An 18,487-nucleotide genomic window follows, 5' to 3' on the forward strand; every position below is an offset into this window, starting at 1 on the left:
GTGCGGCCTTGATAGCGTGCGCGGATGGACGACGACCAGCGTGAACTCGCCTCCGCGGTCGGGACGACGCTGAGGACCGCACGGCTGGATGCCGACCTCACCCTCAACGAGCTGGCGAAGCGGACGGGCCTGTCGCAGCCGTTTCTCAGCCAGGCCGAGAACGGCAGGTCCCTCCCCAGCCTGATCAATCTCCATCGAGTGGCCCAGGCGCTGGGAACCACCGCGCACGCGATTCTCGAACGCAGTGCCCGGATCCCGACCACGCTGGTCGAAGCCCGGGTGAGTCGCAGTTTCGAGGTCTCGCCCGGAGCAACCGTGCGGTTCTGCGCTCCCGGTGGCCGCACGATGCAACCGAACGAGGTGACCGCGGCGGCCCGCACCTGCGCCGACTCGTCGACCGTGCATCCAGGTGAGGAGTTCGTCTACGTCGTCGAGGGGCAGGTGCGTATCGAGGTCGACGGGGAGGAGCCGTACCTGCTCGCAGCCGGGGACACCCTCTACTATCCGGCGACCGTGCCACACCGGTGGTTCAACGATTCCGACGAGCAGGCCCGGTTCCTCATGGTCAGCTCGCCGCCCGGGTTCTGAGGTCCGCTCGGCCCCACTGTACTTTGCCGGTTCGGCAAACTTTCTGGCGCTTTCGGGCAATGCTGTGGATCCTCGACGGCATGGACCACACGCACACCACCGAAGTCGACGCCCCCGCGAGCGAACTCTGGGACGCGAAGTATCTCGAGCGGGAACGGATCTGGAGCGGCGCGCCCAACCTCGTGCTCGTGGAGGAGACCGCGGACCTGCAGCCCGGAACCGCGCTCGAATTGGGAGCGGGCGAAGGCGCGGATGCGATCTGGCTCGCGAAGAAGGGCTGGCAGGTCACCGCGGTGGACGTCTCCGCGGTGGCGCTCGGTCGTGCGGCGCAGCATGCGACGGACGAAGGGGTGGCCGACCGGATCGGATGGGAACAGATGGATCTGGCGGCCGAGTTCCCGGAGGGCGAGTTCGATCTGGTCTCCGCCCACTACTTCCACTCGCACGGCGAGCTACCCCGCGAGCAGATCCTCGGATCGGCGGCCGACGCCGTGGCCGTCGGCGGCGTGTTGCTGGTCGTCGGGCACGCCGGCCCACCCTCGTGGGTGACCGACCACGACCACGGGGATCTGCCCACCCCGACCGAGGTGTACGAGGGGCTCCGGCCACGCGACGGCGAATGGGAGATCCTGAGCTGCAGGGAGCTTCAGGTGCCGATGACGGCTCCGGACGGCAGTGCCGGGGCGCGTTCCGACAACGTCCTGAAGATCCGCAGGCTGGTGCCCGCGGAACAGAAGCGGACGTGACGAACTCAGCGCGGGCGGGTGCGTGCGGCGGACGAGGACGCACGTTCGACGAGTTCCACGGGGAGAACGGCTGATTCGACATCACGCCCGGCGACGAGGTCGAGCAGGAGGTGGACCCCGGTGGCCCCGATGAGCCGTGCGGGCGAGCGGATCGTGGTCAGCGGAACCGGCAACTGGGCCGCCACCGGGATGTCGTTGTAGCCGACCAGCCCGAGGTCGTCCGGGATCGTCAGCCCCAGATCGCGCGCGACCCCGATGACGCCGATCGCGACGGTGTCGCTGACCGCGAAGATCGCCCGGGGGCGGTCCGGGCGGTCGAGTAGTGAGGTGGCTGCCGCGACACCGCCCGCGACGTCGAAGCCCGTCCGTCGCACCCGGTCGTCGGGGAGGTCGATTCCATACTCGGACAATCCGTTCCGAAAGCCGAACAGTCGTTCCTGGGCCGTCGTCGCGTGCGCGGGGCCCGCGATGACCGCGAGATCGGTGTACCCGCGTTCGACGAGGTGACGAGCCGCGAGACGGCCGCCCTGTGCGTCGTCTCCGGCCACATAGGGCAGCGTCGGGTCCGGGTGCCGGTTGAGCTGCAGCATCGGCAGTGATCGGGTCGACAGCGAGGCGAGGAAGTCCTCGCTCGGGCTGTGCAGACTGCTCAGCAGCAGCCCGTCCACCTGACGGCCGGACAGGAAGTCGACGGCGTCGCGCTGGGCGCCGAGGTCGTCCGGCGGGCTGGAGAGCAGGACGGAGTATCCCGCCGCGGTGGCGGTCTCCTCGATGCCCTGGAACATCGTCGCCACCACTCCGTCGGTGAGCCGTGGCATGACCACGCCGAGGGTCGTCGTCCGCCGGGTGCGCAGGCTCGCCGCCCACAGGTTGGGCTGGTACCCCAGCTCCGCGGCGGTGCGGCGGACCCGTTGGGCGGCGTCGGACCACCCGTCGGCGGGTTCCGGCTGGCGGAGTACGCGCGAGGCGGTGGAGACGTGGACCCCGGCCCGGTCCGCGATCTCCCGCAGGGTGGGCGGGCGCCCGGGCACGCGGGCAAGGCGATCGGTCACGGATCTCCTCGGTGGTCGGGTCGGCGTGTTTCGTGCCCTGTGCCGGTCGTGGTTGACGGCCGGATCGGCGGGCTCTACTGTACGTGACGCAAACGTTCGTGCAATCGTTTGCATGCCTTGCTCGAAGAGCCCGCACTGCCGAACACCGCACTCGCCGACCCGGAGGCCCCGACATGTCAGACGCCCAGACCCTCGCCGAACTGTTCGCCCTCGACACCCTGCTCGATCCCGAGGAGATCGCGATCCGCGACACGGTGCGGAAGTTCGCGAGCGAGCGGATCCGCCCCCACATCGCCGAGTGGTTCGAGGCAGGGGCGCTGCCGGTACGGGATCTCGCCCGGGAACTGGGGGGCCTCGGACTCCTCGGTATGCACCTCGAGGGTTACGGCTGCGCGGGCACCAGTGCGACGTCCTACGGGCTGGCCTGCCTCGAAGTCGAGGCCGTCGACTCGGGGATCCGTAGCCTCGTCTCGGTGCAGGGATCGCTCGCGATGTTCGCGATCCATCACTACGGCAGCGAGGAGCAGAAGCAGCAGTGGCTGCCGGGGATGGCGGCCGGAACGACGATCGGATGCTTCGGTCTCACCGAGCCCGACTTCGGATCCAACCCGGGCGGCATGCGCACCCACGCGAAGCGTGACGGCGACGACTGGGTGCTCAACGGCACGAAGATGTGGATCACCAACGGATCGGTCGCCGATGTCGCGGTGGTCTGGGCTCGGACCGAGGACGGCATCCGCGGATTCGTCGTCCCGACCGACAGCCCGGGCTTCTCCGCGCCCGAGATCACCGCCAAGATGTCGCTGCGTGCGTCCGTCACCTCGGAACTGGTGCTCGAGGACGTCCGGCTCCCGGCCGAGGCGATGCTCCCCGAGGCGAAGGGGCTCTCCGGGCCGCTCGGCTGCCTGAACGAGGCCCGGTTCGGGATCGTCTTCGGTGCGCTCGGTGCTGCGCGCGACTGCCTGGAGACGGCCATCGAGTACGCCACGCAGCGCACCGTCTTCGACAAGTCGCTCGCCGCGTACCAGATCACCCAGGTCAAGATCGCAGACATGGCGCTCGAACTGGGCAAGGGGCATCTGCTCGCGTACCACCTCGGTCGCCGCAAGGACGCCGGTACGCTCCGGCCGGAGCAGGTCAGCACCGGCAAGCTCAACAACGTGCGCGAGGCCATCGCCATCGCCCGCGAATGCCGAACCATCCTCGGCGCCAATGGAATCACCCTCGAGTACCCGGTCATCCGGCACGCGAACAACCTCGAGTCCGTTCTCACCTACGAGGGCACCTCGGAGGTGCACCAGCTCACGATCGGCCGCGCACTCACCGGCGAAGCCGCGTTCCGGTGACCGGCGCCGGCGCGCTCGACGGGGTGCTGATCGCCGACTTCGGACGCGTCCTCGCAGCTCCCTACGCGACGATGCTGCTCGCCGATCTCGGTGCTGAAGTGGTGAAGATCGAACGGCCCGGGCACGGAGACGACACGCGTCACTGGGGCCCGCCGTGGTCCGCGGAGCAGTCGACGTACTTCCAGTCGGTCAACCGCAACAAGCAGTCGGCCGCGTGGGACCTGCGCGATCCACGTGACCTCGCGTCGGCCCGTGCACTCGTGGCCCGCGCCGACGTGGTGGTGGAGAACCTGCTTCCCGGCACGATGGAAGGCTTCGGACTGGGGTACGACGCGGTGCGGCAGGACAATCCGGGCATCGTGTACTGCTCGGTGACCGGGTTCGGTGGAGCGAATCTCCTCCCGGGTTACGACCTGCTGGTCCAGGCGGTGGGTGGGCTGATGAGTGTCACCGGGCCGGACGAGCACACCCCGACCAAGGTCGGTGTCGCGATGGTGGATGTCGTGACCGGGTTGCATGCGGCGGTCGGTATTCTTGCCGCGCTGCGCCACCGGGAGCGCACCGGGCAGGGGCAGCGGGTCGAGGTGAACCTGCTGTCGTCGCTGCTGGCCGCGCTCACGAACCAGTCCTCGTCCTACGTCGCGGCCGGGGTCGTGCCGGCGGCGATGGGAAACCGACATCCCAGTATCACGCCGTACGAGTTGTACGAGACCGCCGATCGGCCGTTGGTGCTCGCCGTCGGAAACGATCGCCAGTTCCGCTCGCTCGCTGAGGTTCTCGGCCTCGGGTATCTGGCCGACGACCCCCGGTTCGAGACCAACGCTCGGCGCGTGGAGCACCGGGACGAGTTGCGGGACCAACTCGTCGTCGCCCTGTCCGCGCACTCGGCGGATCACTGGTTCGAGGCGCTGACCCGGGCCGGTGTTCCCTGTGGTCCCGTCAACGACATCGCCGGGGCCGTCGCGCTCGCCGAACGGCTGGGCCTCGCACCGGTGGTGGAGGTCGGCGGACGCGAGGGCGAGGACTCGGTTCGTCAGGTGGCCAACCCGATTCGACTGGGATCGACCCCGGTTCGATACCGGACTCCCCCGCCTCGTCTCGGCGAGCACACCGAGGCGGTTCACCGATCACTGTGTGCCGGGCGCGACGGGTCGTCGCCGTAGCCGGTGTGCCGGCGTCGGCGGGCGATCGCGAGGATCAATCCCGCTGCGACCGCGATCTGCCCGAACATCAGCGATGCGGGCAGTGCCAGCAATTCCCATCCGGTCGAGCGGTGGGTCTGCGACCACACGACGATGACGACTGCCAGCGTGACCGTCGAGATCTGGCCGAACGTCATCACGATCCTCGGCGCGCTGCGAGCATCGGAGCGACGGACCAGTCCCGGCGCTCCGGCGAGGACCCCTACCAGTGCGCAGACCAACCCCACCAGGGTCGGGAGCACGACCATCAACTCCACGGGCGCCCGAAGCTCGATCACGCCGCCGATCAGCAGCTGTGGCGCTACGAACAGCCAGATCGACACCGCACACAGCACCGAGATCACCGACACGTTCGAGAGCGTCTTCACAACGACAGCGTAGTGACGCCGGAGGAGGCCGTATTCGCCCTCCCGTCGGAGGATCGAGTCGATGACCTCGAGATATGGGCGATGGTGCTGCCTCGGTGTTTCGGTGCGCTCGATCGCGGGTAGTCGAGAGGCGTGCCACGCGCACGACAGACTGTCCGACCGAACCAGACCGAGGAGGTGTCGCTCTGTGCCGGAGGAAAATTCGGGTCCCACCGAGGGAGTCAAGGGCGTCGTGGAAGGCGTCAAGGGTAAGGCGAAAGAGGTCGCGGGTGCCGTCGCGGGTGACGACGAGCTGACACGGGAAGGCCGGGCTCAACAGGACAAGGCCGACGCGCAGCGGGAAGTCGCCGAGAAGGAGGCCGCTGCGGAGAAGGCGCGCGCCGAGGCAGCTGTTCAAGAAGAACGGCAGCGCGCCGAGCAGGAGTAGTCGCGGCAGTAGTAGTCGCGACCGACGTCTCCAGGCCGAATGGGTGTCCGGCTCCCGGTTCAGAGGTACTTCTCGAACGGATGCGGGCCGATCTCCTCGGCCGGGCGGTCGGGTCGTCCTGCCACACGAAACGCACCTGTAGTCGCTCGGTTCCGGTCATGTCGAACTACTGCTTCGGAAGCCCCGGCGGGTTGATCACCGAAACCTCGACGGCCTCGTTGGAGATGCCCCACCTGTCGAGAACCTCTGCGTAGGTGCCGTTGTCGATCAGATGGTTGATCGCCTCGTTGATCGCTTCGATCAGACCATTGTCCTTCTTGGTCAGCACCGCGATCTCACCCTGGAGGTCCTCGCCTGCGCCGGAGAAGGTCCCCGCGATCTCCGATTCACCGGACTGGGCGACATGGAAGGCGGACGCCGGGTTCGGCCCGAAGTACCCGTCGATGCGTCCCGATCCCAGCGCCAGGTAGTAGTCGGAAGCGTTCTGGTAGTAGAGGATCTCGGCCGGCTCGAGACCTGCGGCCACGTTCCGCTCGTTCCAGGCGACCAGAATGGCCTCCTGGTTCGTTCCCGAGCTCACGCCCACTTTCAGGCCCGCGACGTCTTCGGGGCCCTCGACGACGATGCCGCTGTCCTTCTTCACCTCGAAAGCGAGGTTGTCGAGGCGGTACGTCGAGAAGTCGTACTTCTCCTTGCGTTCCTCGGTGACCGTGACGTTGGAGATGAACACGTCGGCGGCCCCCGAGTCGATGCGGACGAAGTTCTGTGCCCAATCCGCGGCGGTGAGCTCGACCTCGAGGCCGAGGACGTCCGCGATGAGGTACGCGAAGTCGGTCTCGGAGCCGATGATGGTCTTGTCGTCCTCTGCGTAGAAGCGAAGCGGGGGAACGGATCCTGCTGCCCCGGTGACCGCGAGGGTGCCCTTGTCGCGGATGGCCTGCGGCACCTTGGCCGCGATCTCGGGGACCTCGTCCGTCGTGATCCGATCCTGGTCCGCGGTGAGGTTGTATCCTTCGGCAGCCGTATCGGAAGCAGCCGAACCGGCCTCTGCGTCGGAGCCGCACGCGGCCACGGCCAGGAGCGCGGTGGTGGAGAGCGCGGCGATCAGTGCCCTGGCGTGTCGGGGCGGTGACGTCGGCCGGCGGAACGTGATGGGGCGGTGCAGTAGGGACATCGTGACCTTCTCGTGGTGGGGTGTGGGCGGGGTGATCGACCAGGTCACAGGACGCTGGCCAGGAAGGCGCGGGTACGTGCGTGTTGCGGATCGTCGAGCACGTCTTCGGCAGTCCCGCGTTCGACGATCACGCCGTGATCCATGAAGATCACCGTGTCGGCGACCTCGCGGGCGAACCCGATCTCGTGGGTGACGATCACGAGCGTCGTGCCGTCCTCGGCGAGCCCCCGGATCACGGCGAGGACTTCGCCCACGAGTTCCGGGTCGAGTGCCGACGTCGGTTCGTCGAACAGGATCACCGTGGGCCGTAGGGCGAGAGCCCGCGCGATGGCGACTCGTTGCTGCTGTCCGCCGGAGAGCTGGCGTGGATAGTCGTGTGCCTTGTCGGCAACGCCGACTCGCTCGAGGAGGGCGATCGCCTCGCGCTCGACATGGTCGCGCGGCCGACGCTGTGCGGATACGGGTGCCTCGACGACATTCTCGAGAACGGTCAGGTGTGGAAAGAGATTGAAGTTCTGGAAGACGAACCCGATCCGTGACCGTTGGCGGAGGATCTCCGTCTCGCGCAGTTCGTGGAGCTTGTTGCCTCGCCTGCGGTACCCGATCAGGTCGCCGCCCACGCGGATCGTGCCCCGGTCCACCTTCTCGAGGTGGTTGAGCGTGCGCAGGAGAGTGGATTTCCCCGATCCCGAGGGCCCGAGAATGACCGTGACCTCTCCGGTTCCCACCTGGAGGTCGACGCCGTCGAGAACCTTCAGGGAACCGAAGGACTTGTGTACCCCGCGCACGTCGACAGCGAGCGCCGGGGCGGCGGCAGTGGAAGGGGCGGTGCTCTTCTCGTCCGTCATCGCGTGCCACCTCCCCGCGGGAGGGCGGGGCCGCGCTCGGCGATCTCGGCGAACCGTGCCCGGATCTTCTGTAGCGGGGTCATCGGGAGAGCCCGCGCCGAGCCCCGGGCGTAGTGGCGCTCGACGTAGTACTGGACGACGGAGAGTGCGGTGGTGAGGATGATGTACCAGACGGTCGCCACCATGAGGAGGGGGACGACGCGCCCGTTTCGTCCGAAGATCACCTGGACCTGATAGAACAACTCGGCGATGGCCATCGTGGACACGATCGACGTGCCCTTGAACAGGCTGATCACTTCGTTGGCTGCGTTCGGGAGGATGGACCGCATCGCCTGGGGAAGCACGATTTTCAGGAACTGCCTGCGGCGCGGAATGCCGAGTGCCTTGGCTGCTTCCACCTGCCCGGGATCGACGGAGATGATCCCGCCGCGAATGATCTCCGCGGAGTAGGCGGCCTGATGCAGGGCGAGACCGATCACTGCGGCGGTGAACCCGGAGATCACTCCGCCCACCTCGAACTCGAAGAATGCCGGTCCGAAAGGTATACCTACCGAGAGTGTTTGGTACAGGTAGGCGATGTTGAACCAGAACAGCAACTGGACGATCAGCGGGATCGATCGGAAGGCCCAGATGTAGAGCCAGGAAATCGTCTGCAGGACAATGCTGCTCGACAGGCGCCCGAGGGCGACGAGCACGCCGAGACCGAATCCGAGAAGCGTTCCCCACACCGTGAGCTTGACCGTCATCCACAGTGCGCGCAGCACGGAATCGGCGGTGAAGTACTCCGCGAACGTGGGCCAGTCCCATCCCGGGTTGGTGGCGAGACCGTGGACGAACTGCGCCCCGAGCACCAGGACCAGCGCGCTGAGCGCCCAGCGCCAGGGGTGCCGGGTCCGGGCGACGACGAGGTCCGCGTCGCCTCGAGTGACACCGTGATCCGCGCGGGTCTCGGTCGGGGCGCTCATGTCGGAACACCAGAGTGGGCAGGCATCGATCCAGGCCTTTCGGGGTCAGACGATCGCGAGTCGTTCCATCGGTCCCGGCGGTAGCACCCGCACCCGAGAACGGGAGGGTTGCTGCGGCGTCGACGAGCCAGGTCTCTCGGCCGCTCTGGATGGCGTTCCGAACGCTAGACCAGCATCGGGTGGCACGTCGACAATTTGAATCAGCCTGGTGTCCAAACCGAAGCCGCACGTCGCATGCGAAACGACCCCGACCCGGTGGGGGTCGAGGTCGTTTCGGTTGGGGTGGAGCGGGTGTCAGCTCCCGTTTCTGATCACCTGGGTGATGATGTCGGCGATGAATCCACTCGGGTCGTTGATGATCGACGATCCGGACGACCCGTTGGCGATGGGTCCGGACGAGCCGAATCCGGCGCCCTCGACACTGCCGACGACGGCCTCGCCGGCATTCTTGCCGCGAATCGTCGTGCAGACTCCGATCGGATTCCAGGTCTGTTCGCCCCAGAGATCCGGTGTCATGGCGGCGCCGCTGTCGTGCACGGTGCCGACCTGTGCGTTGGCCGGAACCCGGTAGGTGATCTCGAAGACCGCCCGGTTGCTGCCATTGATGAGCCAGCCCAGCCCGGAGCTCACCGACGCCTTGCGGGTGTCCACGTTCACCGCCGGTGTGACGGCGGATCCGTTGACCGTGGCGGATTCGACGACGAATCCGGGCGGCGAATAGTCGGCGATTCCGCGCAGCAGCGGTGGGACACCCCTGGCCGTGGACACCGTCGTCCGGTAGGTGACGGTGCCGCCCGGCGCGACCGTGCCGTCGCCGAGGACCTCCTTGGTCAGCTGGATCCCGACCAGTCCTGCCGCCCCGTTCTGTACCCGGGTGGCGGAGGTTCCGCACGCCGTGTCGGCGGCGGCGACACCGCTTCCGACGGCGAGACCGCCGGTGAGAAGGGCCGCGACGGACAACGCCGCGGCACCCCGGCGGAGGGGTGAGAGGGCGCGTTGAGCTGAGGACATGAACGACTCCGTTCGATGAGCGAGATCACCCCCGGCCCCGCGCCGGAAGTGAGGTGTGTCACATCACAGAGTATTTATACGGACACTTGTTCAACTGCACAAGTCCTGGCTCCGCAAGGTGTGCCTGCTGCGGGTTGCCGGTCTCCTGCCTGGGGAAATGCAGGGGGTCTTCGCGTGGAGGTACGGAAGGGGCCGGCTCAGTAGCCGGGTACGCGGAGAATCCGGAGCACCAGATCGGCGTTGATGTTGCCGAGTTCGTCGGGAGTGAACTCGCCGTCCGGCCGATACCAGCGGCAGATGTCGGCACACAGCGACATGATCGCCAGGCCTGCGACTCGCGGATCGTCCACCAGGAAGTCGCCACGATCGATTCCCGCCTGCAACTCGCGCAGTGTCACGAGGCGGATCTGCCGTCGGATCTCCGATACCGCCTCGCGGTGCTCGGGGGTGAGATGCCGGCGTTCGTACTGCGCGATCCGGGCCCGCTGGTACTTCGTGGCGTGTACCTTGCTGAACTCCCTGACCAGCGCCCGGATCCGATCGACCGGCTCGGTGTGGGCCTCGACCGCGTCCGTGACGATCGCGAGTGAGCGTTCGGTGGATCGAAGGATGAGCCGGAACAGCAACTCTTCCTTCGATGGGAAGTGCACGTAGAGCGCCGCCGGACTCATGCCCGCGCGGGTGGAGATGTCGCGGGTACGGGTGGCCTCGTATCCCACATCGGAGAACAGGTCGGTGGCCGCCCGCAGTAGCCGGTCCTCGGAGCTCGCCTCCTCGGAGGTCTCCGGTGCCGATCCCGTGGAGGTGGTGTCGGCAGGTGTTGCTCCCATCGTGATCCTCTCCCCGCGTACGTAGGTCGCCGCACCGCCGCCGATGCACCTCGCACACTACCTGCGGTGTCGATTCGTGATTGACATCACAACCTACGTCGAGCACACTAAGCAAGCGCTCACCCACCTGAGGCGAGTGTCAACTCTCTGTATGCGGAGCGTGTCCCGAGACGAGGAGTGACCCCATGTCCGAACCCGAACCGGACTCGAGCGAATCGGTTTTTCGCGTTGTCTTCGATCACCGTGGCCTTCGGCGGCATCGTCGCCCTGTCCGACGTCAGCGTGTCCGTACGGCCCGGCGAGGTCCTGGGCGTGATCGGTCCGAACGGCGCGGGCAAGACCACCCTGTTCAACGTCGCGTGCGGATTCGTGACCCCGAAATCCGGGACGGTCACCCGGTTCGGACGGGCGATTCCCCGGCACCGCCCGCACGGGCTGGCCGCGCTGGGAATGGGGCGCACACTGCAGGGGCTCGGACTCTTCGATCGGATGACCGTGCTGGACAACGTGATGATCGGTGCGGACCGCCTCGCCAGGGCCGGGTTCTTCACCGGCCTCCTCGGCCTGCCCGCCGGTGCGGCGGACGACCGCGCGGTGCGTGAACGGGCGATGGAGGTGCTCACCGAGCTGCGGGTGGACGCCTACGCGGACCGACTGCCTCCGAGCCTGCCCTACGCGGTGCGCAAGCGCGTCGCCCTCGCGCGGGCGCTGGTGGGCCGCCCCAGCCTGTTGCTGCTGGACGAGCCTGCGTCCGGACTGTCGGGTGACGAGATGGACGAGCTCGGTGAGCTCATCCGCGGTCTCACCGAGTCGATGTCGGTGATGCTGGTCGAGCACCACATGGATCTCGTGATGAGTGTGTGCGACCGCCTCGTCGTACTCGATTTCGGCAAGGTGATCGCTTCCGGGGCACCGGACGACGTACGCGAGGATCCGGCCGTGCTGGCCGCCTACCTCGGAAACGAGGTGACCGCATGACCGCCACCACTGGTACCCGGGCCGCTCTCGAGATCGAAGGGCTGACGGTGCGGTACGGGCCGATCACCGCTCTCGGTGACGTCCGGATGAGTGTTCCCGAGGGAGCTGTCACGGCGATTCTCGGGGCCAACGGGGCCGGAAAGACCACCCTGCTGCGCACGATCTCCGGTCTGCTGACACCGGTTGCCGGCAGTATCCGGATGGGGGGACGCGAACTGGTCGGTGTCCCTGCCGAGCGGATGTCGAGGCGGGGGATGTCGCACGTCCCCGAGGGACGCGGCGTCATCGCCGAGATGACCGTCGAGGAGAATCTCCGACTGGGCGCGCTGGGGCGCTACCCGGCGGCACCGCCGGTGAGTCTCGACGACGTGTACACTATGTTCCCCTCTCTGGATCAGCGTCGAAAGGCCGAGGCGCACACACTGTCCGGTGGAGAACGGCAGATGCTGGTGATCGGGCGGGCCCTGATGGCGACGCCGTCGCTACTCCTTCTCGACGAACCGTCGTTGGGTCTGGCGCCGCTGATCGTCGAGCAGATCTTCGATGCCCTGCGCCGCCTCGTCGAGAGCCGCGGTCTGACCGTCGTCCTCGTCGAACAGAACGCCCGAAGCGCATTGTCGATCGCCGAGCACGCGGTGGTGCTCGAACTCGGGAAGGTGGCGCTCCAGGGCACCGGATCCGAACTCGTCGACGACGAACAACTCCGCCACGCCTACCTCGGATTCTGACGACTCCCTCGAGTTCGAGCCGTCACGAATATCTCGGAACCACAGCGAATTCGGACACCGAAAGGACGAATCTCGGTGCAACAACTACTCACCATTCTCATCAACGGCGTGACGTCGGGGATGATCTACGCGGCGTTCGCGCTCGCGCTCGTACTGATCTGGCGATCGACGCGGATAGTCAACTTCGCTCAGGCGCCGATGGCGATGGTCACCACCTACATCGCGCTCGTGGTCATCGACGCCGGATACTCGTACTGGGTCGGCTTCGGTGCCGCGCTGGTGTGCGGCTTCGTGCTCGGCGCGGCCGTCGAGCGCCTGGTCGTCCGGTACGTCGACAACTCCCGGCCGATGAACCCGGTGATCCTCACCCTCGGCCTGTTCATCATCCTCCACGCGCTGGCGGCCCTCGTCTTCGGGAACCAGTTCCGGTCCTTCCCTGCACCGTTCGGGCTGACCGGGCAACAGATCGGAGGAATGGACGTCGCGATCACCGGCTTCGACCTCTTCAAGATCGTTGCGGTACTGGTGGTCCTGGGGCTGCTCGTGCTCCTGTTCCGCTTCACGGATCTGGGACTGAAGATGAGGGCGAGCGCTTTCCAGCCCGAGGTGGCCAGGCTCCTGGGCGTCCGGGTGGGTCGCATGCTCACGCTCGGATGGGCCCTCGCCGCGGTCGTCGGATCCGTCGCCGGCCTCCTCATCGCAGGCGGGTCGCTCGTGCACCCCGGTTACATGGACTCCATCGTCGTGTTCGGTTTCGTCGCTGCGGTTCTCGGAGGGCTGGAAAGCCCGGGAGGTGCCGTCGTCGGGGGACTCGTGATGGGACTCGGGCTCAGCGCGGTGAGCGGCTACCTCGGGCAGAGCCTGGTGGCCTTCGCGGCCCTGGTGATCCTGATCCTGGTGTTGCTGCTCCGGCCCAGCGGACTGTTTGCACAGACGGCGGCGAGGAAGGTCTGACATGAGTACGAGATCCGATACGGTTGCCGGCTCCGACCCGAGACCGGCGGAGAATCCGGAGCCGGCCGGCGGTGTCCCCGTGCCGAAGCCGGGCCGTTGGGCGACGGCCGTCTCCACACCGATCCGCAGGCACCTGCTGCTCGCTGCGGCCGCACTGGTGGTGATCGCCCTCGTCCTGGAGAACACCAGCACGTTCCGGCAGAGTCAATTGACCTCCGTCGCCTATCTGGCCATCGCGGCGGCCGGCCTCACCGTGCTCACCGGCCTCAGTGGTCAGCTTTCGCTCGGGCACGGCGCATTCATGGCGGTCGGCGCCTACACCGCGGCTCTTCTGCTGCGGGGCAACGATTCCGCGTGGTCACTCCCATTCGCGGTCCTCGTCGCCGTACTGGTCAGCAGCCTCGTCGGTGTGGTGGTCGGCATGGCTGCGGCCCGGCTGCACGGCCCCTATCTGGCCGGCGCGACGCTCGCCCTCGCGGTGGCCGTCCCCGGCCTGGCGCTGTACTTCTCGGACCAACTGGGCGGCGAGCAGGGCATGATCGTCCCGTCTCCCAGCGTCCCGCCGGTGATCGATGACGTGATGTACTTCCTCACCGGTAACGACCTGGGCTCCACCAAGTACCTCGCGTACTGGAGCTGGGCGGTGCTGCTCGTGGTGTTCGTCCTGCTCGCGAACCTGTCGGCCGGCCGGATCGGCCGGCGTTGGCGAGCGGTGCGCGACGACGAGGTGGCCGCCGAGATCGCGGGTATCGACCTCGGCCGCGCCCGCATCCTGGCCTTCGTGATCAGCGCCGCGTGTGCCGGCGCCGGTGGTGCACTCATGGCGATGGCGTCCAGGATCGTCGCGCCGAGCGGGTTCACCCTGACGCTGTCGCTGACATTGTTGTCGGCGATCGTGATCGGAGGTCTGGGCACGTTGTCCGGTGCGCTGATCGGAGCTGCACTGCTCACCTACATACCTCCGGTGGTGACCAATCTCGGATTGAACGCCGGGCTCAGCAGCCTTCAGGCCGCCGAACTCGCGCCGCTCGTCACCGGTGTCTTCACCGTGGTGGTGATTCTCTTCGCCCCACTGGGACTGATCGGTTCCTATCGCAGCTGGAGCGCCTCACGACGTCTCCGTGACAAAGGAGTGAAATGACTAGTTGGAGAACGACGGCCGCACGCGGTGTCGCCGCGGCCGCGACCGCTGCGTTGCTGGTCTCGTGCGGCGCCGGTGGACGTGACGATCGGGAAAGCACGAGCGAGGGGTCGACGACAGGTGTCACCGACACGACGGTGAAGGTGGGTGGACACTTCCCACTCACCGGTGTCGCCTCCCCGGGATACAGCGAGATCCCGAGCGGGGCACAGGCATACTTCGACTTCGTCAACGCTCAGGGCGGTGTCCACGGTCGCACGGTGGAGTACGTCGTCCGTGACGACGCCTACGACCCGACCACGACGTCTCAGGTCGTCAACGAACTGGTGCTCCAGGACGAGGTGTTCGCGATCCTCGGTGGGCTCGGCACCGCGACGCACAGCGCGGTCGTCGACTTCCTCAACGAGGAAGGGGTTCCGGACCTCTTCGTCTCCTCCGGCGCCACCATGTGGGGTGACGATCCGGGGAAGTACCCGAACACCTTCGGGTGGATGCCTGACTACGAGGTCGAGGGGAAGATCCTCGCCGACTGGGTGACCGAGAACCGGCCCGACGCGAAGGTGGGGTTGTTTCTCCAGGACGACGACCTGGGCCGTGACAGCGAGCGGGCGGTACGCGAGATCCTGGGCGACGACACGATCGTCTCGGTGGTGCGGTACACGTCCGGCAACACGGACGTGGCACCCCAGATCGCCCAGCTGAAAGCGGACGGTGCGGACCTGGTCATGGGCTTCAACGTGCCCTCCTACACGGCTCTGAGCCAGTTGGTGTCGATGCGACTCAACTACGATCCCGAGTGGCTCTACGCTTCCATCGGCGCCGACATCCACCTCGTCGGTTCTCTGCTCTCGCGGTTCTCCGAGGGAGCGGTCAGTGGCGGTGGCCAGGTGCTCGACGGCCTGGTGTCACTCGAGTACATTCCCGGCGTCGATTCGCCGGGCAACGAGTGGACCGAACTCTGGCAGCGGATCTGGGCGGAGCACGGTAGTGATCAGCCGCTGACGAACTATCGAGTGATGGGGATGAGCCACGCGTACACGTTCGTCCAGGCGTTGCAGGCTGCCGGGGAGAATCCCACGCGCGAGGGCATCGTCGCCGCCGTCCAGGACGTGGGTGCGGAGTTCGACGGGCCTCAGCACGCGCCGTTCCGGTACTCGTCCGAAAGCCATCTCGGTATGTCCGGCGCCACGGTGTTCACCGTGCGTGACGGCAGACGCGAGTACCTGACGCCCGTGTTGACCACCGACATCGGTGACGCCCCGATCGAGGAGTACGGCGAGGACGCCTCGACTCCGCCCGAAGGTGGCGTGCCGACCGAGGTTCCGGCACCGTAGCCGCCGCTCCCACCGAGTGGCTCCCGGCCGCGTCGGTCCCGATGAGGGGCACCGACGCGGCCGGGTTCTGCGGCCGTGCGGTTCGATGGGAGCCATGCTGCCACGCACCACTGTCGTGTTCTTCGGGGATTCCTTCGTCGCGGGGATCGGGGATCCGTCGGGGCTCGGTTGGACGACGCGTCTGACCGCGGACCGCGCCGGTGAATCGATCGACCTGACGGCCTACAACCTCGGTATACGGAGAAATACCTCGTCCGACGTGCGAGACCGCTGGGAACGCGAGCTGTCCGCGCGTGAACTCCCGGGTAGCGCGAGCCGGATCGTCCTGTCGTTCGGCGTGAACGACTGTGTCGCGGAGGACGGATGCGTCCGCGTGCCGGCCGCCACCTCCGTCCGCAACCTCGAGTCGATTGTCTGTCGGGCCGGAGAATGCGGGCTTCCTGTGATGTTCGTGGGGCCGCCGCCTGTCGCCGATACCGAGATCAACGCCCGGCTCGAGGCGGCGGACAAGGCTCTCCTCGACGTTGCTCGGGATGCCGGGGCGGCGGCGACTTCGGTGTTCGGCGACCTTCTCCGGGACGAGATCTGGATGGAGGAGGTGCGCGCGGGCGACGGCGCCCACCCGGGCGCCGAGGGGTACCGGCGCTTTGCCGACCTCGTGCGACCTACGTGGAGCCGGTGGTTGGCCGAGTAGGTCGCCGGGTGGTGCTCGCGTGGCAGGGTGGGCCCGGACAGGCGCGGAATATACTGCGGGAATCGTTCATTCGACGGTTCCTTCGGTGTCCAGGAATGCACGGCCACGGGGCGAGATCCGGTAGCCCACAGTCAGGCTGTGGGTCAGCCCGAGATTCTTCAGCGATCTGATCCTGCGCTTCATCCTGGCCAGATCCGGCTCGTCGACCTGGGCCGCGATATCCGCGGCACGCCGGCCTTCGTGGGCGGCGATGTGCCGCAGTACCGTACGAGTCCACGGTGAGTCGGCGCGGGTGTCGAGACGATCGAGCGCCGACGAGAGATTCTCGCGGTCGCCCTGTCCGAGGTCCGTGTCGCGGCTCAGATCGTCTCTCGGGTCCGCCCCGGCGTAACTGACCTGGATACGGAACAGCGGATCCGTGGCGCTGCCGTGAAAGGACGCCCGCAGCCGCGCCAGCGAGCCCTCGCCCGCGGCGCGGGCCGATTCCTCGGTGAGCTCGTCGGGCTCGATCTCTTCCACAGCATCGACCCGAATCACGCCCGCCGAGCTGTGAATCGTGGTTCCGGGCGAGACTCGGGCCACCCGCCAGCGCCGGTAGACCGTCGTGACGGTTCCGGCTGCGATCGCCCGGGCGACGGCATCGGTGAACAGCACGTCTGAAACGTACCTCGCGATGACCCAGCGCGTGGGTCGGGAACTCGCCGATGGGTGTGCACGAGACCTTGTTTCGAACATTCTTTCGAGGTAATGTTCGTGTATGGGGTATCAGGGGGATCGTTTCCGGCAACGGACCAGTCGTGAGTTGTTGTGTGACGCTGTCGCGTTGAGCGCGAAGATCGCGGTGTGGGAGGCGCAGCGGGTCGCGGTGGTCGCCGAGGTGGAACGCCGGTGTACGCGGGTGGATCATGGTTTCGCGTCGACGAAGGGGTGGTTGTCGTCGGTGACGGTGGTGTCGCCGGGTGCGGCGGGGCGGATCGTGGAACTCGGTGCCGGGTTGGCGGAGCATCCCGCGGTAGCGGAAGCGTTCGATGCGGGGCGGATCGCGTTCGAGCATGCGTTGCTGATCGTCCGGTTCTGCACGAAACCCCCGAAGGGCATGCCCGCCGAGGCACTGCCCGGGTGTGTGGCGGCGTTGCTGGCGGCGGCGGACGGGCCGTTGGCGCGTACCGACGGAGTACGGACGGTGATTGCGAAGTTGGAGGCGATCTTCGAAACCGACGACCAGCCCGCCAGTGAGGACACCGACCGTAACGAGCTGTATGTGTCGAAGACGTTGAATGGTCGGGTATCGATTCGTGGTGACGTGGACGCGGTGACCGGGGAGATGCTGCTGACCGCCCTGTCGAAATTCTCGGCCCCACAGCCCGCATCTGAGGGAACGCCGGATGCTCGTCCGCCACGGCAGCGCCGCGCGGACGGACTCACCCAGTTGTTGTCGATGCTGCTCGCGTTCGGCGAGTTGGGGGTCGAGGGTGGGGAACGTCCGCATCTGTCGGTGCACGTGCATGCGCGGGATCTGGGCCAGGACCGGCGCGAGGAGTATGCCCGCAGAACACGGCCGGCCGACAACACAGACACACACCCCGCCGATCTTGCCGAGGTGCGGGGTATCGCGTGGTCGCCGTGGATGGGGCCACTGACCATCAACACCGCACGCCTCCTCGGCTGTGACGCGAACGTCACCGCGATCGTGCTCGATGAGCACGGTGCCCCGTTGAGTGTGGGACGCACCCACCGCACTGTCACCCGGGCCCAACGCACAGCGCTCGCCGCCCGGGACGGTGGCTGCGCCTTCCCGGGCTGCGGAGCTACCGCCGCCTGGTGCGAGGGCCACCACATCAGGCATTGGGCGGACGGCGGACCCACCGACCTCGACAACCTCGTGTTGCTCTGCGGCACCCACCACCGACTACTCCACACCACGGACTGGGAAGTGACGATCGGCAAGACCAGGCACCCGGTGTTCACCCCACCGACGAGCGTCGACCCGGCACGAAAACCGATACCGTCACAGGGCATGGGCTGTGGGAGTCGGCGACGTAGCTGCATCGGCCACCGGGTGCGAGCGACCGCGGTGTAGGTGCTCGCCAGGCGTCTTGAC

At 67.3% G+C, this 18,487-nt stretch carries 20 protein-coding genes and 1 riboswitch; of the genes, 12 read left to right on the forward strand and 8 right to left on the reverse strand.

Going from position 1 to position 18,487, the window contains the following annotated elements; genetic code table 11:
• Nucleotides 1–24 precede the first annotated feature (24 nt).
• Together relB and G4H71_RS11260 are read left to right on the forward strand one after the other, a co-directional pair.
• The gene (relB, locus tag G4H71_RS11255; RefSeq protein WP_072738558.1) at nucleotides 25–588 is read left to right on the forward strand and encodes a type II toxin-antitoxin system RelB family anti-toxin; all 564 of its coding nucleotides are present in this window, start codon (nucleotides 25–27) and stop codon (nucleotides 586–588) included.
• A gap of 80 nt (nucleotides 589–668) precedes the next feature.
• Nucleotides 669–1,334: an SAM-dependent methyltransferase gene (locus tag G4H71_RS11260; RefSeq protein ID WP_072738621.1), complete on the forward strand. Its 666-nt coding sequence runs from the start codon at nucleotides 669–671 to the stop codon at nucleotides 1,332–1,334.
• Nucleotides 1,335–1,339: 5 nt separating this feature from the next.
• On the opposite strand, the gene G4H71_RS11265 is transcribed toward G4H71_RS11260, so the two are convergent.
• A complete protein-coding gene (locus G4H71_RS11265; protein WP_072738557.1) occupies nucleotides 1,340–2,386 on the reverse strand; it encodes a LacI family DNA-binding transcriptional regulator in 1,047 nt (348 codons plus the stop codon).
• A gap of 173 nt (nucleotides 2,387–2,559) precedes the next feature.
• On the opposite strand from G4H71_RS11265, the gene G4H71_RS11270 reads away from it, so the two are divergent.
• Nucleotides 2,560–3,732, forward strand: coding sequence for an acyl-CoA dehydrogenase family protein (locus G4H71_RS11270; protein WP_072738556.1), 1,173 nt, complete (start codon nucleotides 2,560–2,562; stop codon nucleotides 3,730–3,732).
• Entirely contained in the window at nucleotides 3,729–4,895 is a 1,167-nt protein-coding gene (locus G4H71_RS11275) for a CaiB/BaiF CoA transferase family protein (protein WP_072738555.1), read from the forward strand. Before G4H71_RS11270 ends, G4H71_RS11275 begins: the two co-directional genes overlap by 4 nt.
• Here G4H71_RS11275 and G4H71_RS11280 read toward each other — a convergent pair.
• The gene (locus G4H71_RS11280) at nucleotides 4,853–5,302 is read right to left on the reverse strand and encodes a hypothetical protein (protein ID WP_072738554.1); all 450 of its coding nucleotides are present in this window, start codon (nucleotides 5,300–5,302) and stop codon (nucleotides 4,853–4,855) included. The genes G4H71_RS11275 and G4H71_RS11280 overlap by 43 nt on opposite strands.
• A 187-nt stretch (nucleotides 5,303–5,489) precedes the next feature.
• Here G4H71_RS11280 and mbp1 point away from each other — a divergent pair, with 187 nt between their 5' ends.
• Entirely contained in the window at nucleotides 5,490–5,729 is a 240-nt protein-coding gene (gene mbp1, locus G4H71_RS11285; protein ID WP_072738553.1) for a microaggregate-binding protein 1, read from the forward strand.
• A 166-nt stretch (nucleotides 5,730–5,895) separates the two neighbouring features.
• Here mbp1 and G4H71_RS11290 read toward each other — a convergent pair whose 3' ends face one another.
• The 5 genes from G4H71_RS11290 to G4H71_RS11310 form a co-directional block, all read right to left on the reverse strand.
• Complete coding sequence (locus G4H71_RS11290) at nucleotides 5,896–6,903, reverse strand: ABC transporter substrate-binding protein (protein ID WP_083343160.1); 1,008 nt, start codon at nucleotides 6,901–6,903, stop codon at nucleotides 5,896–5,898.
• Nucleotides 6,904–6,947: 44 nt separating this feature from the next.
• A complete protein-coding gene (locus G4H71_RS11295; protein ID WP_072738552.1) occupies nucleotides 6,948–7,751 on the reverse strand; it encodes an amino acid ABC transporter ATP-binding protein in 804 nt (267 codons plus the stop codon).
• Entirely contained in the window at nucleotides 7,748–8,716 is a 969-nt protein-coding gene (locus tag G4H71_RS11300) for an amino acid ABC transporter permease (RefSeq protein ID WP_072738551.1), read from the reverse strand. Before G4H71_RS11300 ends, G4H71_RS11295 begins: the two co-directional genes overlap by 4 nt.
• A 62-nt stretch (nucleotides 8,717–8,778) precedes the next feature.
• Nucleotides 8,779–8,872, reverse strand: a riboswitch (SAM riboswitch).
• Between the two features lie 138 nt (nucleotides 8,873–9,010).
• A complete protein-coding gene (locus tag G4H71_RS11305) occupies nucleotides 9,011–9,727 on the reverse strand; it encodes a hypothetical protein (protein WP_083343140.1) in 717 nt (238 codons plus the stop codon).
• Between the two features lie 197 nt (nucleotides 9,728–9,924).
• Nucleotides 9,925–10,557 carry a TetR/AcrR family transcriptional regulator gene (locus G4H71_RS11310; protein ID WP_072738550.1) on the reverse strand — a complete coding sequence of 211 codons (633 nt, stop codon included), beginning with the start codon at nucleotides 10,555–10,557 and terminating at the stop codon, nucleotides 9,925–9,927.
• Nucleotides 10,558–10,785: 228 nt separating this feature from the next.
• Between G4H71_RS11310 and G4H71_RS11315 the strand changes: the two genes are divergently transcribed.
• The 6 genes from G4H71_RS11315 to G4H71_RS11340 all read left to right on the forward strand — a co-directional run bounded on the left by G4H71_RS11315 (nucleotide 10,786) and on the right by G4H71_RS11340 (nucleotide 16,386).
• Nucleotides 10,786–11,535: an ABC transporter ATP-binding protein gene (locus G4H71_RS11315; protein ID WP_185284891.1), complete on the forward strand. Its 750-nt coding sequence runs from the start codon at nucleotides 10,786–10,788 to the stop codon at nucleotides 11,533–11,535.
• Nucleotides 11,532–12,263 carry an ABC transporter ATP-binding protein gene (locus tag G4H71_RS11320; RefSeq protein WP_072738548.1) on the forward strand — a complete coding sequence of 244 codons (732 nt, stop codon included), beginning with the start codon at nucleotides 11,532–11,534 and terminating at the stop codon, nucleotides 12,261–12,263. The genes G4H71_RS11315 and G4H71_RS11320 overlap by 4 nt, the downstream gene beginning before the upstream one ends.
• A 75-nt stretch (nucleotides 12,264–12,338) precedes the next feature.
• On the forward strand, nucleotides 12,339–13,217 hold the full coding sequence (locus G4H71_RS11325) for a branched-chain amino acid ABC transporter permease (RefSeq protein ID WP_072738547.1): 879 nt from the start codon (nucleotides 12,339–12,341) through the stop codon (nucleotides 13,215–13,217).
• A gap of 1 nt (nucleotide 13,218) precedes the next feature.
• A complete protein-coding gene (locus G4H71_RS11330; RefSeq protein ID WP_083343139.1) occupies nucleotides 13,219–14,358 on the forward strand; it encodes a branched-chain amino acid ABC transporter permease in 1,140 nt (379 codons plus the stop codon).
• Nucleotides 14,355–15,692: an ABC transporter substrate-binding protein gene (locus G4H71_RS11335; protein WP_072738546.1), complete on the forward strand. Its 1,338-nt coding sequence runs from the start codon at nucleotides 14,355–14,357 to the stop codon at nucleotides 15,690–15,692. Before G4H71_RS11330 ends, G4H71_RS11335 begins: the two co-directional genes overlap by 4 nt.
• A gap of 94 nt (nucleotides 15,693–15,786) precedes the next feature.
• Nucleotides 15,787–16,386 carry a DUF459 domain-containing protein gene (locus G4H71_RS11340; RefSeq protein ID WP_169847159.1) on the forward strand — a complete coding sequence of 200 codons (600 nt, stop codon included), beginning with the start codon at nucleotides 15,787–15,789 and terminating at the stop codon, nucleotides 16,384–16,386.
• Nucleotides 16,387–16,452: 66 nt separating this feature from the next.
• On the opposite strand, the gene G4H71_RS11345 is transcribed toward G4H71_RS11340, so the two are convergent.
• Nucleotides 16,453–17,040, reverse strand: a complete 588-nt coding sequence (locus tag G4H71_RS11345) for an ASCH domain-containing protein (RefSeq protein WP_072738544.1) — start codon at nucleotides 17,038–17,040, stop codon at nucleotides 16,453–16,455.
• Between the two features lie 103 nt (nucleotides 17,041–17,143).
• Here G4H71_RS11345 and G4H71_RS11350 point away from each other — a divergent pair, with 103 nt between their 5' ends.
• Nucleotides 17,144–18,466, forward strand: coding sequence for an HNH endonuclease signature motif containing protein (locus G4H71_RS11350; RefSeq protein WP_072738543.1), 1,323 nt, complete (start codon nucleotides 17,144–17,146; stop codon nucleotides 18,464–18,466).
• Nucleotides 18,467–18,487: the final 21 nt, after the last annotated feature.

It is taken from the genome of Rhodococcus triatomae (assembly GCF_014217785.1).
GTDB classification, from domain to species: domain Bacteria; phylum Actinomycetota; class Actinomycetes; order Mycobacteriales; family Mycobacteriaceae; genus Rhodococcus_F; species Rhodococcus_F triatomae.

What these genes read in the sequence shown, in the direction of transcription:
- relB (WP_072738558.1), top strand. Translation starts at nt 25, where the DNA reads ATGGACGACGACCAGCGTGAACTCGCCTCCGCGGTCGGGACGACGCTG.
- G4H71_RS11260 (WP_072738621.1), top strand. Translation starts at nt 669, where the DNA reads ATGGACCACACGCACACCACCGAAGTCGACGCCCCCGCGAGCGAACTC.
- G4H71_RS11270 (WP_072738556.1), top strand. Translation starts at nt 2,560, where the DNA reads ATGTCAGACGCCCAGACCCTCGCCGAACTGTTCGCCCTCGACACCCTG.
- G4H71_RS11290 (WP_083343160.1), bottom strand. Translation starts at nt 6,903, where the DNA reads ATGTCCCTACTGCACCGCCCCATCACGTTCCGCCGGCCGACGTCACCG.
- G4H71_RS11295 (WP_072738552.1), bottom strand. Translation starts at nt 7,751, where the DNA reads ATGACGGACGAGAAGAGCACCGCCCCTTCCACTGCCGCCGCCCCGGCG.
- G4H71_RS11300 (WP_072738551.1), bottom strand. Translation starts at nt 8,716, where the DNA reads ATGAGCGCCCCGACCGAGACCCGCGCGGATCACGGTGTCACTCGAGGC.
- G4H71_RS11305 (WP_083343140.1), bottom strand. Translation starts at nt 9,727, where the DNA reads ATGTCCTCAGCTCAACGCGCCCTCTCACCCCTCCGCCGGGGTGCCGCG.
- G4H71_RS11310 (WP_072738550.1), bottom strand. Translation starts at nt 10,557, where the DNA reads ATGGGAGCAACACCTGCCGACACCACCTCCACGGGATCGGCACCGGAG.
- G4H71_RS11320 (WP_072738548.1), top strand. Translation starts at nt 11,532, where the DNA reads ATGACCGCCACCACTGGTACCCGGGCCGCTCTCGAGATCGAAGGGCTG.
- G4H71_RS11330 (WP_083343139.1), top strand. Translation starts at nt 13,219, where the DNA reads ATGAGTACGAGATCCGATACGGTTGCCGGCTCCGACCCGAGACCGGCG.
- G4H71_RS11335 (WP_072738546.1), top strand. Translation starts at nt 14,355, where the DNA reads ATGACTAGTTGGAGAACGACGGCCGCACGCGGTGTCGCCGCGGCCGCG.
- G4H71_RS11340 (WP_169847159.1), top strand. Translation starts at nt 15,787, where the DNA reads ATGCTGCCACGCACCACTGTCGTGTTCTTCGGGGATTCCTTCGTCGCG.
- G4H71_RS11350 (WP_072738543.1), top strand. Translation starts at nt 17,144, where the DNA reads ATGGGGTATCAGGGGGATCGTTTCCGGCAACGGACCAGTCGTGAGTTG.